General features: G+C 69.9%; 14 protein-coding genes and 2 pseudogenes. 8 read left to right on the top strand and 8 right to left on the bottom strand.

All coding sequences use genetic code 11. The annotated features are described in order from the left end of the window. From HCA58_RS16180 to HCA58_RS24070, 5 genes and pseudogenes are all read left to right on the top strand, one after another. The coding region (locus HCA58_RS16180) for a transposase (RefSeq protein ID WP_240956299.1) at positions 1–362 on the top strand (362 nt) is incomplete at its 5' end. A gap of 416 nt (positions 363–778) precedes the next feature. Continuing rightward, positions 779–1,468 (top strand): hypothetical protein, encoded by a 690-nt coding sequence (locus HCA58_RS16175; RefSeq protein ID WP_169598662.1) that lies wholly within the window; start codon positions 779–781, stop codon positions 1,466–1,468. A 27-nt stretch (positions 1,469–1,495) separates the two neighbouring features. Then, positions 1,496–2,158 carry a hypothetical protein gene (locus HCA58_RS16170; protein WP_169598661.1) on the top strand — a complete coding sequence of 221 codons (663 nt, stop codon included), beginning with the start codon at positions 1,496–1,498 and terminating at the stop codon, positions 2,156–2,158. A 234-nt stretch (positions 2,159–2,392) separates the two neighbouring features. Next, positions 2,393–2,781: pseudogene (locus HCA58_RS16165) on the top strand (hypothetical protein); the annotation flags it as partial. A gap of 2 nt (positions 2,782–2,783) precedes the next feature. After that, positions 2,784–3,432 (top strand): annotated as a pseudogene (locus HCA58_RS24070) (nucleotidyl transferase AbiEii/AbiGii toxin family protein). 362 nt (positions 3,433–3,794) lie between these two features. Here HCA58_RS24070 and HCA58_RS16155 read toward each other — a convergent pair. After that, positions 3,795–4,880, bottom strand: a complete 1,086-nt coding sequence (locus tag HCA58_RS16155; RefSeq protein ID WP_346776008.1) for an IS110 family transposase — start codon at positions 4,878–4,880, stop codon at positions 3,795–3,797. Positions 4,881–5,423: 543 nt separating this feature from the next. On the opposite strand from HCA58_RS16155, the gene HCA58_RS23185 reads away from it, so the two are divergent. Continuing rightward, entirely contained in the window at positions 5,424–5,975 is a 552-nt protein-coding gene (locus HCA58_RS23185) for a hypothetical protein (RefSeq protein ID WP_346776007.1), read from the top strand. Positions 5,976–6,008: 33 nt separating this feature from the next. On the opposite strand, the gene HCA58_RS16145 is transcribed toward HCA58_RS23185, so the two are convergent. From HCA58_RS16145 to HCA58_RS16115, 7 genes are all read right to left on the bottom strand, one after another. After that, complete coding sequence (locus HCA58_RS16145) at positions 6,009–6,860, bottom strand: hypothetical protein (protein WP_169598660.1); 852 nt, start codon at positions 6,858–6,860, stop codon at positions 6,009–6,011. Then, the gene (locus HCA58_RS16140; protein ID WP_240956334.1) at positions 6,857–7,315 is read right to left on the bottom strand and encodes a sigma-70 family RNA polymerase sigma factor; all 459 of its coding nucleotides are present in this window, start codon (positions 7,313–7,315) and stop codon (positions 6,857–6,859) included. The genes HCA58_RS16145 and HCA58_RS16140 overlap by 4 nt, the downstream gene beginning before the upstream one ends. Before the next feature lie 159 nt (positions 7,316–7,474). Beyond that, complete coding sequence (locus HCA58_RS16135; RefSeq protein ID WP_169598659.1) at positions 7,475–8,095, bottom strand: hypothetical protein; 621 nt, start codon at positions 8,093–8,095, stop codon at positions 7,475–7,477. Beyond that, the gene (locus tag HCA58_RS16130) at positions 8,092–9,366 is read right to left on the bottom strand and encodes a hypothetical protein (RefSeq protein ID WP_169598658.1); all 1,275 of its coding nucleotides are present in this window, start codon (positions 9,364–9,366) and stop codon (positions 8,092–8,094) included. Before HCA58_RS16130 ends, HCA58_RS16135 begins: the two co-directional genes overlap by 4 nt. Continuing rightward, positions 9,363–10,118, bottom strand: a complete 756-nt coding sequence (locus HCA58_RS16125) for an ABC transporter ATP-binding protein (protein ID WP_169598657.1) — start codon at positions 10,116–10,118, stop codon at positions 9,363–9,365. The genes HCA58_RS16130 and HCA58_RS16125 overlap by 4 nt, the downstream gene beginning before the upstream one ends. Continuing rightward, positions 10,115–10,900 carry a zf-HC2 domain-containing protein gene (locus HCA58_RS16120; RefSeq protein WP_169598656.1) on the bottom strand — a complete coding sequence of 262 codons (786 nt, stop codon included), beginning with the start codon at positions 10,898–10,900 and terminating at the stop codon, positions 10,115–10,117. Before HCA58_RS16120 ends, HCA58_RS16125 begins: the two co-directional genes overlap by 4 nt. Beyond that, positions 10,897–11,433, bottom strand: coding sequence for an RNA polymerase sigma factor (locus HCA58_RS16115; RefSeq protein ID WP_169598655.1), 537 nt, complete (start codon positions 11,431–11,433; stop codon positions 10,897–10,899). The genes HCA58_RS16120 and HCA58_RS16115 overlap by 4 nt, the downstream gene beginning before the upstream one ends. A 205-nt stretch (positions 11,434–11,638) precedes the next feature. On the opposite strand from HCA58_RS16115, the gene HCA58_RS16110 reads away from it, so the two are divergent. Both HCA58_RS16110 and HCA58_RS16105 read left to right on the top strand, forming a co-directional pair. Further along, entirely contained in the window at positions 11,639–12,205 is a 567-nt protein-coding gene (locus tag HCA58_RS16110; RefSeq protein ID WP_169598654.1) for a hypothetical protein, read from the top strand. 2 nt (positions 12,206–12,207) lie between these two features. Next, on the top strand, positions 12,208–12,702 hold the full coding sequence (locus HCA58_RS16105; protein WP_169598653.1) for a hypothetical protein: 495 nt from the start codon (positions 12,208–12,210) through the stop codon (positions 12,700–12,702). Positions 12,703–12,707 lie beyond the last annotated feature (5 nt).

The raw sequence follows: 12,707 nt of genomic DNA, 5'->3' as shown, positions 1-12,707 counted from the left end.
GAGCCTGTTACGCCGGCGCGCTGGCCTACGGCCGCGAGCAGAACCCTCCCGATCGTGACGGCAGGCCGTCACGCGCCGGCACGCTGGTCGAACGTTTCACCGCCCACCGCGACATGATCCTACGGTTCACCGTCGACCTGGCCGTGCCGTTCACCAACAACCAGGCAGAACGCGACCTTCGCCCGGTCAAGCTCCAACAGAAGATCTCCGCAACCTGGCGAACCCTGCAAGGCCTGGCCGACTTCGCCACCCTACGGTCCTACCTGTCCACCGCCACCAAACACGGCAAGGACGCCCTCGACGTGCTCAAACAACTGTTCACCACCGGACCGTGGCTACCCGAACCGGCAACCTCAAGCTGAATACGTACGCGCCATCCGGCGGATCTTCGCAACACAGCGACCGTGGTAGATTGCCGCACATTCGCCCATGGCCGCCGTGGCTGCTCCATCGCCCTGAAGGCAGTCATTGCGATCTGTCAGAATGCCGGCCCATCAGATTAATTGCATCTCGCCATGCCGAAAAGTCGACGCCCGTGGAGGTATTCATGCGACCGCTGCTTGTACGTGGAGTCGCTTCCCTTATTCTGGGGTTGTTCCTTGCAGGATGCTCGCCGTCCGCCTCAGACTCGGATCCCGTTGATCAACCCGTGGGCGCGCAGGGTGGACATCCATATGACGCATTGCGTGGCGCCGAACTCGGAGCCGTTCGGCACGCCGTACAGCGTCTGCGGAACAAATGCCTGGCCGAGAAGGGGTTCCCGCAGAATCAGGCCCTCATGGCCACCAGCCCGAAGGACGACTTCGATTTCCTGCGTGTCGAGCAGGACCTGTTCGGGCCATCCACTCCGGAGCAGGCGCGCAGGCTAGGTTTCGGTAGGGACGAGCCGGCCCAGCTTGCCCGGATCGTCAGCTTCGACGCCGGCTACGACACGGCGCTCAGTGACTGCGAGGCGAAATCCTGGGCCGCGGCAGGCAAGGACGCCAGGACGATGGTCGCTGGATACCTTGATCTCGCCAACGTCATCATGGATGACTTCCGTACCGCGTACGAGAAGCAGGCTACCCCGCGTCTCCAACCACTACGGGTCAAGTTCGCCGATTGCCTCGCCGCTGCGGGATACCGACCGGTGGACCGAGAGAAGTTCATCTCCGCGCCCGACCCCCGCGCCTTGGGTGTCACGTTCGGCGCCCTGGAGGGCGTCGAGGACACCTGGGAGCCCAATTCGCGGGTCGGTGGGGTGCAGGTCGGCCCTGCAATCCCGCCGCGGCGTTACGTACCGACGCCGGCCGAGACGGACCTCGCTGTGGCGTGGCAGCGCTGCACAGTCGAGGCGGGCTTCATGGATACACTGCTGCCGATAGTCCGGCGGGCACAGGCACAGGCGGTCGCCAAGCACGAGGACAGGCTGGCCGAGTATGCGTCCGCGACTGGCGAGGCTGCGCGGCTACTGACAGCACAGCGCTGACGCCCAGAGCAAGGCCGAGGAGTAGGTATGACGACAAGACGCTGGCTATTCGTCGCAGTTGGTGCCGTGCTTGCTGTACTAGCCGCTGTCGGGGTGCACTGGGCGATGAAGCCCGGCACCGACTTCGCAGACTTGGAGGGTGGCGCGGACGTCCGCCTGATCGGCCGCTTCACCGAGGGTGACCTGGCGGCGGTGGAGCGCCTGCCGGACGTCGCCGCGGTGGACTGCGGCGACGTGCTCTACGGCGTGACAATCGCCGGGCCAGGCCGGACTTTGCCGGAGTCCACCGTGGTCACGGCTGCGGCGGATGCCAGGCTGCGCGGCTTCGAGCTGCGCAGCGGGAGGTTGCCGCAGGGCAACAGCGAGGTGCTGCTCGATGAGGGCACCATGTTGGCGCAGGGTTGGCAGCTGGGCGAGCGCCTTACCCTGTCCAAGAACAAGACGAAGCTCTCCGCCACGCTCGTTGGTACAGCCTCCCGTCCCTCCGGCCGTGACGTCGGCGAGCGTGAGGGTGTCGCGATGGCAACGAGGCCGGGCGTGCTCGCCATTGCAGGGGAGAGCGAGTGCACTGAGTTCCGCCTCCGGCTACGGGACTCTGGCCGCGCCGACGACTTCCAGGATGCATTGGCGACGACGCTGCCCGGCACATACGCCGTGACGTTCGACAATGGGATGCGCTTTGCGTTCTAGCGACTGACCTCGCGCCTTCATGACGGCTCGTCGTGGTGGCGGGTCGAGAGCGTGGAAGTGCCCTCTGGGCTGGAAGTTTGGGACTTGCTGAGGGTCTCAACCATCCGCCGCGGAGGGCACTTTCTAGATGCCGATTACCGTGTCGCGCCCAAAGATCGTTGCCGTTGCTGACGGGCGGGGTGTCGTCGCGGCGAGGTGCCCGGGAGTCGTGAAGGCGGTGCCGTCACCGACTTCGAGCAGATCCGTCAGGCACTACGACCGGAAGTCCGGCGCGCGACCAACATCAGCCGCCGGCGGACTACCGGGCCTACGGTGACCGGAAGCCCTACGTGGTGGCCGAAACCCTCGCCACGCTGCACGGCCCGACCGACGGCACGGCGACGCTTCCGTGTCACCTCGACTGGTCCGGGCACGCCGAATACGACCTTGACCGGCCCGCACGCCTGGCCAGCATGAACAAGGTGGTGCTCACCGAAGCCAGCACGGTCGAGGATCTCAACGCCTGGCTCGATGCCGACCTCCTCCGACGGCTCTGGCCCAACCTCTGGCTGTCGCCCCAGCTCCGCCAGCGCTGGGAGGAAGCCATCCCCGGACTCGCCGCGACCCGCAGCAACGCGGCGTAGCGGTGGACCCCTTCCACGAACGCCTCGCCCGTATCGGGCTCGGGGCGGCCGATAGATACGGCTTCGCGCTGGCCGGCGGTTACGCGGTCCAGGCCGCCGGGCTTCTGGAGCGGCCCAGCGAGGACATCGACCTGTTCACCGCATGGGACCGCCGCGACGAGTTCACCGCCGCAGTCACCGCCGTCGTACACGCCTACCGCGACGACGGCCTCACCGTCGAGACCAAGCGGCAGTACGACACCTTCGCCCGGCTGGCCGTCACCGACGGCGCGCGGGTTTGCCAAAGTCGAACTCGGGGTGGACTGGCGTGCCAACGAACCGATCCTCATGGCGATCGGACCGGTACTGCACCCCGACGATGCGGTCGCGAACAAGATGAGCGCCCTCTACGGGCGAGCGTTCGCCCGGGACTTCATCGACATCGACGCCACCCTCCGATCCGGCCGCTACACCCGCGACGCCCTTCTTGGTCTCGCGCAGCGCGCCGACCGTGGCTTCGACCCGCGCATCTTCGCCGACGCCCTCGGACAAGCCACCCAGCTCGATCCCGACGACTTCGCCCAGTACGGCGTCACCGGCCCAGCGCTGGACGATCTCCGAAGCCGATTCGCCGCATGGCGCCGCGAACCGCTCGACGACGAGGAAGGGTGACTCGCCCCCGACTCGCGACTACGCCAAGCCTGCACCCACAGCGCCCACAACGTTCCAGCTGATCTTCGGCAAGCGATCGCAGCGAGCCCGCGAAGCGACCGGCACGCAACAGGGGACGATAGAAAAGCCGCAGGTCATCAGCCTGCGGACACCGACGGAGCGTCGTCTTAGAAGTCTCCATGTGACTTCGGTTGATCTTGACGGGCAGGGCGGATCGGCCGGCGGGACCTGGTCGCGTCGGTGGAGAGCGGTCCGGTTCAGGCTGCGGCGCGGACCGTGGGTGCCGGCCGGGCAAAAGTCTTGCGGTCGCGGACGAGTGCCCACAGGACGTCGACGCGTCGTCGCGCGAGAGCGAGTATGGCCTAGCGGTGGTTCTTTCCCTCGGCGCGTTTCCTCTCGTAATAGGCACGCGAGGTTGGGCATTCCCTGGCGGCGGTGAAAGCGGCCATCCACAGAATGTGCCGTAGCCGACGGTGAAAGCGGCGAGGCTGCCGATGGTTCCCGGAGACCGCTCCGGAGTCGCGGGAGACAGGTGCCAGGCCGGCGTGGGCGGCGAGTTTGGCGGGGCTGTCGTACTCGGTCATGCCGGCGGTGTGGACGAGCAGTTCGGCGGTGAGCAGGGGACCCATGCCCGGCATGCTCCCGATGATCGGCGCGAGGGGGTGCTGGTCGAGCTGCTCGGCGATGAGGTCGTCCACGGCGGCGATGCGTTGTTCGAGGGCGAGGATCTCGGTGGCCATCTGCCCGACCACCACGGCAGCGGCCCGTTGTCCGGGCAGGTTCACGGTCTGCTGCCGGGCGGCGGCGACCATCGCCTCGGCCACCTGCACGGCGTTCTTCACATGCCCGCGGCGGAGCAGGGCGGTGATCCGGTCGACGCCGGCGTGCCGGATCGCGGCTGGGGTCTGCCAGCAGGCGAGGACCATCATCGGGGCTTTGCGGTTCAGGTCCACGGCCCGTTCGAGTGCGGGGCTGATGCCGGTGAGCAGTTCCTGCAACCGGAACAGGGTGGCGACGCGCTGGCCGACGAGGTCGGCGCGGTACCCAGTCAGCACGGTGAGTTCGGCCAGGAGCCGGTCGGAGGGCTCCACGATCGGGATGTCGTGGCGCATGCGGATGGTCTGGGCGATGACCACCGCGTCGCGGGCGTCGGTCTTGTTCTCCCCGGCGAACGCGGCAGCCATGTGGAACGCGACGGTGCCGGAGACGTAGCGGACCTGGACCTGCCGCCGCCACAGCAGGGTCAGCAGCAGCGCGGACAGACCGGTGGTGACGTCTACCGCCCAGCAGACCGGCCGGCCATAGGTCGACACCTCGGCCATGACGGTGAGCAGGGCGGTCTCGTCGTTGGCGACCCTGCGGGAGTAGACCAGCCGGCCGTCACTGGCGACGGCGGCAACGTGGTGGTGGGTCTTGCCGATGTCCACGCCGATCCACAGCTTCGCCACCCTCGCACTCCTTCACTTGATCGGTCTTATCGGTCGGCCCGTCGTCTGTGGGTTCGGGTTTGCCGGCACCTTCTCACGAGGCGAACGCAGGTCGCGGATCTCCATCAGCGGTCTACCGAATCTCGCAGACGACGAAGCGGCGGGTGGCATCTCCTACCGTGAGCCAAGCGATCTCGACGAAACACACGCAGCCATACCCACCGCCTCCGGGCGTCAGGGTCTACGGCTGTCGGTGCCGCTCCCGTTCAACCCGGCCCGCCCGCGGAGCGAGAAGTGGGTGGCACCTCGAGGCTCAGCCACGATCACGGCGGAACACACTTCAGCCATACCCACCCCAGGCGCCGCGGGCGCGGCAACCCTGAGCCTGCCGCCGTCGCCGGCCGGCATCCCGGACACGATGTGCGGGACTTGCGCAGCATCAGCGCTCCACCAGCGCGGGGCAGGCGTACGGCATGGTGGCCGAGGACGTCTGGTCGCCGGCCGCCGTTTCACGGCCGGCCTGATTCCCACGCCAACCGTCGCGGCAGCAGCTTGAATAGCGGTGTGCAGGTCAGCAAGGACGGGCGCGTCGGCACCGCCGCCGACGTGAGCTGGATCGCCGGGCACACCACTGCCGGCGTCTCGATCACCACCGCCATCCCGCCGGTCTTCGACGCCTACGCCACCACGTACCAGGTCGACGACGTCACCGCCGCCGCCTACGAGCACGCCCTGATCGAGGACCTCACCACGCACACGCCCGACCAGCCGTGGTGGCTTTCCTACCTCGACACCGGCGCCCACGACGTCGTCTTCCCCCACGCCCCGAGGGTGTTCCTCTACTGGAACTGGCCGTACGTGCTGGTCCAGGCCGGCCCCGAGCAAGCCCTCACCTGGCGCACCGGTGGTCACATCCGCCACCCGCACGGCGCGCTACCCGATCTGTTCTTCCCCGCCGACCGGTCATGGCTGGCCTCCGCGCTCTGGGACGACACCTGGACCTGCGTCGGCGGCCCGACACCCGTGATCCACGCCCTCCAACGCGACCCCGTGGCCAACGCCCGCCAGGTCCAACCCGACGAGGACGCGCTGCCACCGGGGCTGGTCCGCGAGTGACGACCCACGCCCCGGGCAGCGGTCAGCCTCCGATCATGGCTGACGCCCCCACGTCTCGGCAGGTAGGCAGCCGCTGGTCGGCTTGCCGTAGATCCGCTTCCCATCCGGGCCCGCGTAGCAGTGCTCCAGTTGGTCCTCGGCCTGGAACAGCGGGCGCCTGTCGATCTCCGCGCCTTTGGCGTCGTAGCTGACCAGTTCAGGGGCGTTGCCGGCCTTGAGTCGGGCGTCGCTGGTCATCAGGCCGAACGCGCCTTCGGAGAGGCGAGCTGTGGTGGTGTGGCCGTCGCCGTGGTCGAGTACGAGCCGATCGACGCGCCCGCTGACCCGGCCGCTGACATTGACGTCCCCGCCGTCGTGTTCGGTGGACGTCAGCAGCAGCCGCTGCATGGGCCCCGGTAACCAGTCACCGTGCCGCCAGGGCTCGCTGGCGTGGCCGCCGGTCTCCTGGTCCGTACCCGTCGATGCCGCGTCGCAGGTCGCGTAGCCGGCGTCGTTCATGAACAGCACTAGCGTGCGGTCACCCCGCTCGATGGCCACCGCCAGGTCGGCCAGGGACACCGGTACAGGTCGCTCTCCCGGGTTCTGCCGGGCCTGCCGTTGCGGGGAGTTCCACTGCAGGCACCGCTCGACCGCATCCTGCAGCGTCGGCGACAGCTCCCCGGCCCCCATGGCCAGCACCTGCACGGGCGACCGGTCCGGCCGCTGCCACACCGCCGCCGCGACACCGGACGCCACGGCCAGCAGCGCCACCCCGGCCACGGCGGCTCGCAGTCGTGGCGTACGAGCTGGGCGCGGGCGCACAGCACCGAGGATTCGGGCCCGCATCGCGTGCGCCGCCTTCGGCGGCAGGTCCCGCTCCGCGGGTAGGTCGAGAATGTTGTTCACCGTTTCCCCTCCTGAATCTCCTCGGGCAGCAGCCGCGCCAGGCGGCTGCGCGCCCGACTGACCCGGGACCGCACTGCCACCTCGCTGATGCCCAACACGGCTGCCGCGTCCGGGTACGACACGCCGGACCACAGGCACAAGGCCACCGCTTCCCGCTCGGCCGGTGACAGCCGGCGGACCACCGCGAGGACCTCGGTCATCCGCCGCTCGGCATCGAGCCGCGCGGAAACCTCGTCCGCGAGGTCACCATCGCCGTACCCCTCCGCCGGTAGACGCCGGATCAGCGCCAGCCACCGGCGCGTCGACCGCCACTCGGTGCGGACCGCGTTGGTGGCGACGATCAGCAGCCACGGCAACGCTGAGCCCTCCACGAAACGGGCGTCGTGGCGGCGGCGCCACGCGACGAGGAACGTCGCCTGGGTGACGTCCTCGGCCGTCGACCACGACCCGGTCAGCCGGAACGCGTGGTTGTAGACCGCACGGGAGTACCGGTCGAAGAGCCGACCGAAGCCGTCTCGTCACCGGCAACGATCGAGGACCACAGTTCCTCGTCCGACGGCCGTACCTGATGCCTCACACCACACTATGGCCGCCCACGCCGACTCTGTTGCAGCTCACGGTCCACCTGTTGAACGAGCGCGGCACCCGCCGTGCACGTATCCCGCCGTGCCGGCGGCAAATATCGTGGCAGCGGTCAACCAGGATGCCGTCGTGGTGGAGGGCTGGATCGGCCAAGCCCAGGCCGCAACGACGACGCTGGTCTGGCGTGGAGCGGCGGCGTACACGGCGCACACGTAGCCGAAGGCGGGCAGCCACGCCAGCCGCCCGCCGAGCAGCACCGCCCCGCCAGCGACCAGTCCGATACAACCGAGAGCATTGCGGACCAGGGCGTGTGCACCGTACGTGTCGGGCGCCCGCAGTCCGGCCACGCTGAGCGCCATGGCGGTGACGAAGGCGGCGACGAGAAGGTGACCGGCCCGCCATGCCCGCCACGGCAGGGGTGTGCTGCGGTCGAGGTCCTCGTCGGCACCTGCCAGGGTGGGACCGAGCAGCAGTGCGGCCAGCAGCGGTGCGAGTGCGACCACGGGGACGCGGGCGGCGGGCCCGTCGAAGTAGGGCCTGCTGGCGATCCATGTTCCGGCGGCCCAGGCCAGCAGCGTGACGACGCCGACACCGGCCACGAACATGGGCGCGCCCCGGGAGCGCAAATGAAGCGTGAGCAGGCGGGCGGTCACGGCTGTTCGCCGAGGCGAATCAGCGCCGGGATGTCGCATCGGTGGGCGGCGTCGAGATAGGCGGCGAACCAGGAACGCTGCCCCGCCTCCGGCAATGCGCGGAGCCTGGCAAGGGGCAGGTCGTCGGGGGTCGCTGCCCCGTCGAGCATCCAGTCGGTGGCCAGGGTATCGGTCCGGTAGACCCGCTGGTCAATTTCGCGAACTCCGGAAGGGTCCTCACATCTGGCGCGGGTCACCTGCCGGAAGTCCGCCCGCAGGTTCTTCCGGCTGGCCAGGCCGCCGAGCGCGGTGGACTGATAGTCGAGGTTCAGCCAAACCGTGCCGTCGTCCCGGTCGATGGGCTGACCGGCCGGCTGGGCAGCCTGGTCGGCCGCCCGCCGGGGCGCTCCAGGTATCCCGTCGAGACGGGCCAGGATCGGCTGCACAACCTCGATGACGTCGTCGATCAGAAACGCGTTGATCCGGGACAGGCACACCTGCGGGCCGCTGCTGGTGCACACCAACTCCACCGCGGCCGGGTCGGCCGGGAGGCGATAGGTGCCCGGCCCGGTGATGATCGGCACGGTGACGGCGATGGCGAGTCCGCCGGCCAGCAAGGCTGCGCGCCGCTGCCGCGCGGCGGCGGCCAGCAGCAGGACCGTCAGAGCCACCAGCCAGGCGGCCTGCAACGCGGTGACCCGGCCGGGGACGAGTGAGTACACCGCCCAGCCGCCGTAGACCGGCGAGAGCCACGCGGCGGACGTGCCGTCCCAGTAGGTGACGATGGCCAGGCCGAGGTAGGTGGCGAGGCCGGCGATCGGGGCGGCCACCCGCAGCGGTACGAGCCGCCCGACGAGGACGCCGACCGCGACGGCGGCGGCCAGGGCGAGGACACCGACGGCCAGCGTCCACCACCACCCTCCGCCGGCGTACGTCGCCACCCGGGCGACCAGCACCGCCGCCCCGGCGAACGCGACCAGCAGTCCGGCGACTCCTGCCACGGTGACGGCGAGCCAGGACACCGCCAGTGGTTGCCAGCCCGGGCGGGGGGTGGAGGCGATCAGCTCGTCGATGTCGCGCCGCCGTTCCCGGCCGGACTGCCACGCCCCGGCAGCGATCATGAGAGCGCACAGGATCAGCAGCGACACCCGCAGGTAGTTGACGAGGCCCGCCCACCGGCCGGCCCAGTCGTCCGGGTGCACGGCCAGCATCCACACCCCGGCACCGAGCATCGCCACCGCAGCAAGTGGTGCAGTACCCCGGCGTAGCTCCACCCTCAGCGCGCGCCTCACCGCGGTGCCGTCCGCGCGCCCCGCAGCACCGCCGTGTAGCCCCGCTCAATCGGGGAGTCGCCGCTGTCGCCGTCCCCACCGGCGGCGATCAGCTCGTCGGGGAGGCCGGTGAAGACCAGCCGCCCGCCGTCGACCAGGTTCACCCGGGTGCACGCCGCGACGACGTCCTCGACCAGGTGCGTGCTGACCAGAACGACCGTATCGAGGCCCAGTTCCCGCAGCAGCGCCCGGAACTGCACCCGCTGCTCCGGGTCCAAGCCGGCGGTCGGCTCGTCCAACAGCAGCAGCCGAGGGTCGTTCACGATGGCCTGGGCGATGCCGGCGCGGCGCAGCATCCCGCCGGAGAGGTGCTTCATCCGGTCGTCGGCGCGCTCCAGCAGGCCGACCCGCTCGATCGCCCGGTCCACCGCCAGCGGGATCTGCCCCGGCGGCATCTCTTTCAGCCAGGCGAAGTACTCGACGAACTCGCGCACCGTGAAGCGCGGGTAGAACCCGAATGCTTGCGGCAGGTAGCCCAGCTGGCGGCGCGCCTGCCGCAGCGCCGCGGGGTCGTCGATGCGGTGGCCCAGCAGCCGGACGTCACCCCGGTCGGGGCGCAACACCGTGGCCAAGACCCGCATCAGGGTGGTCTTGCCGGCGCCGTTCGGACCGAGCAACCCGTGCACCCCCACACCGAGATCGAGGTCCAGGTCGTCGAAGACGACTCGTTTGCCGTAGCTGACCCGCAGGCCGTCGACGCTCACCGTCGTCATGCCGGTTGCCTTCCCACCCGTTCCCGACGCAGATACACCACCACCGCGGCCACCGCGGTGACGCCCAGCCATCCCGGACCGCTCGACACCAGGACCGCCAGACCTCCGACCGGCGGCGCCAGCACCACCACCGCCCACGCCCCTGCCACCACGAGCGCGGCGTACGCGGGCTCGATCAGCGAGCCGAGCGCCAGCGTCAGGGCGGTCAACGCGATACAGGGAAGCAGCCACAGCCCCGGCGTACCGATGCCCGTCACCGCGCCGGCCAGGACCGCTACGGGCGCCGCGCCCGCGAGGACCGTCAAGGTGCGCCACAGAACGATGCGCAGGCCGCCCTGCGGTGTCCCCGCGATCAACTCGTGCAGTGGATCAGTTCGCGGCCCGTACGACAGGGCCGTACCGACGGCGGGCAGTGCCGGCGCGATCAGCAGGAGCAACCACGGCGGAACCACCGTCGGGCTGACCGCCAACCCCGCGGTGAGCACCCCGGTGACGGCCACCGACAGCAACCACGCCGCACGCGCCGCAGGCCCCGCACCCACCAACACCCTGACCCGCCGCCACCCTGTTGCCCGCCGCACTCGCCCCTGCGTCGGCAACCGGCTGCCCAGCGATACCGCGACCGCCTCCACCACCAGAGCCGTGGACGCGTCCGATGCGATGCTCGTCCGGCAGTCCGCACAGCGGTCGAGGTGTGCCTCCACCGACCACGCATCCACGTCAGCGAGGCCGCCTTCGGCGTACGCCGCCAGCACCCCGGCGTCGACGTGGAACCCGGTCACGACAGGGCCTCCCTCAACTCGCGGCGCGCCCGCATCGCCCGGGTCTTCACCGTGCCCTCCGGCACCCCCAGCAACACCGCGGCCTCCCGCACCGTCAGGCCGTCCAGCACCGTCGCCTGCAACACCGCCCGCAACTCCGGAGCAAGCCGGTGCAGCGCACGCTCCAACTCGGCGTCGTACGCGCCCGCCAAGACCTCGTCCTCCGCCGACGGAGACCACGCCAACACGTCGTCGCCCGGCGCCCCCACACTCTGCGGGCGGACCGACGCACGCCGCCGCGCGTCGATCAACCGACCCGCGGCCACCGACCACAGCCAGCCCACCGCCGCACCGTCCCCGCGGTAGCCGGCTGCGGCCCGCCACACCGTCAGGAACGTCTCCTGCAGCACCTCCCGGACCAACTCCGGATCCCGGCACCGGCGGCGCAGACGCAGCACCAACCACGGCGCGTTACGCGCATACAGCACGTCAAACGCCCTGCGGTCACCCTTTCCGACGAGGCGCAACAGCTCCTCGTCGTCCACTTCCATCACGCAAGGTTAGGACGCATCACTCGACGAAACGGTTTCTCTCCACCGCGTCACGCACATCGCGGACAACATGACGTCGCCGTTCCGGCGGGCGACGCAGGCCCATCCATTCGCGCCCCCGGCGCATCTCGTCCCCGCCAAGTTGCCGACCACAAATTATCGGCGAAGAGACCAAGCGTGCTGGGCCTAGCGTAGTAGGCTGACGGTTATGGGCCGGTTCTCCGAGGATGAATTACAGGCGATTGTCTCCCGGTACGAGGCGACGCGCGCGGCCGCGTTGACCGAGCGGGACGAGCAGCTACGGGCGTTCCACGCGGCCGGTTGGCGGCCGGTGGATCTGCAGCGGGTCACCGGTTACAGCCGGGAGACGATCCGTCAGGCGCTCCGACCGGAAGTCCGGCGGGCGACCAACCTCAGCCGGCGCAGGACCTCGCCCCAGCCGCCAGCGGACTACCGACCCTACGGCGACCGGAAGCCCTACGTGGTGGCCGAAACCCTTGCCGCGCTGCACGGCCCGACCGGCGGCACGGTGACGCTCCCGCGTCACCTCGACTGGTCCGGGAACGCCGAGTACGACCTCAACCGGCCCGCACGCCTGGCCAGCATGTACAAGGTGGTCCTCACCGAAGCCAGTACCGTCGAGGACCTGAACACCTGGCTCGACACCGACCTCCTCCGGCGGCTCTGGCCCACCCTCTGGCTGCCTCCCCAGCTCCGCCAGCGCTGGGAGGAAGCCTTCCCCGAACTCGCCGCCACCCGCAGCAACGCGGCATAGCGGTGGACTCCTTCCACGAACGCCTCGCCCGTACCGGGCTCGCGGCAGCCGAACGGTATGGTTTCGGGCTGGCCGGCGGCTACGCGGTCCAGGCCGCCGGGCTCGTCGAGCGGCCCAGCGAGGACATCGACCTGTTCACCGGCGTGGACTGGCGTGCCAACGAACCGATCCTCATGGCGATCAGACCGGTCCTCCACCCTGACGACGCGGTAGCGAACAAGATGAGCGCCCTCTACGGACGAGCGTTCGCCCGCGACTTCATCGACATCGACGCCACGCTCCGATCCGACCGCTACACCCGCCACACCCTTCTCGTCCTCGCGCAGCGCGCCGACCGTGGCTTCGACCCGCGCATCTTCGCCGACGCCCTCAGACAAGCCACCCAGCTCGACCCTGAGGACTTTGCCCAGTACGGCGTCACCGGACCAGCTCTGGACAAGCTCCGAAGCCGATTCGCGGAGTGGCGCCGCGAACTGCTCGACGACGAGGAACGATGACTCGG

The sequence above is a fragment of the Micromonospora sp. HNM0581 genome, from assembly GCF_012726175.1.
Classification (GTDB): domain Bacteria; phylum Actinomycetota; class Actinomycetes; order Mycobacteriales; family Micromonosporaceae; genus Micromonospora.
Note: the sequence above shows the minus strand (reverse complement) of the source record. Positions and strands in the feature narration are given on the sequence as shown.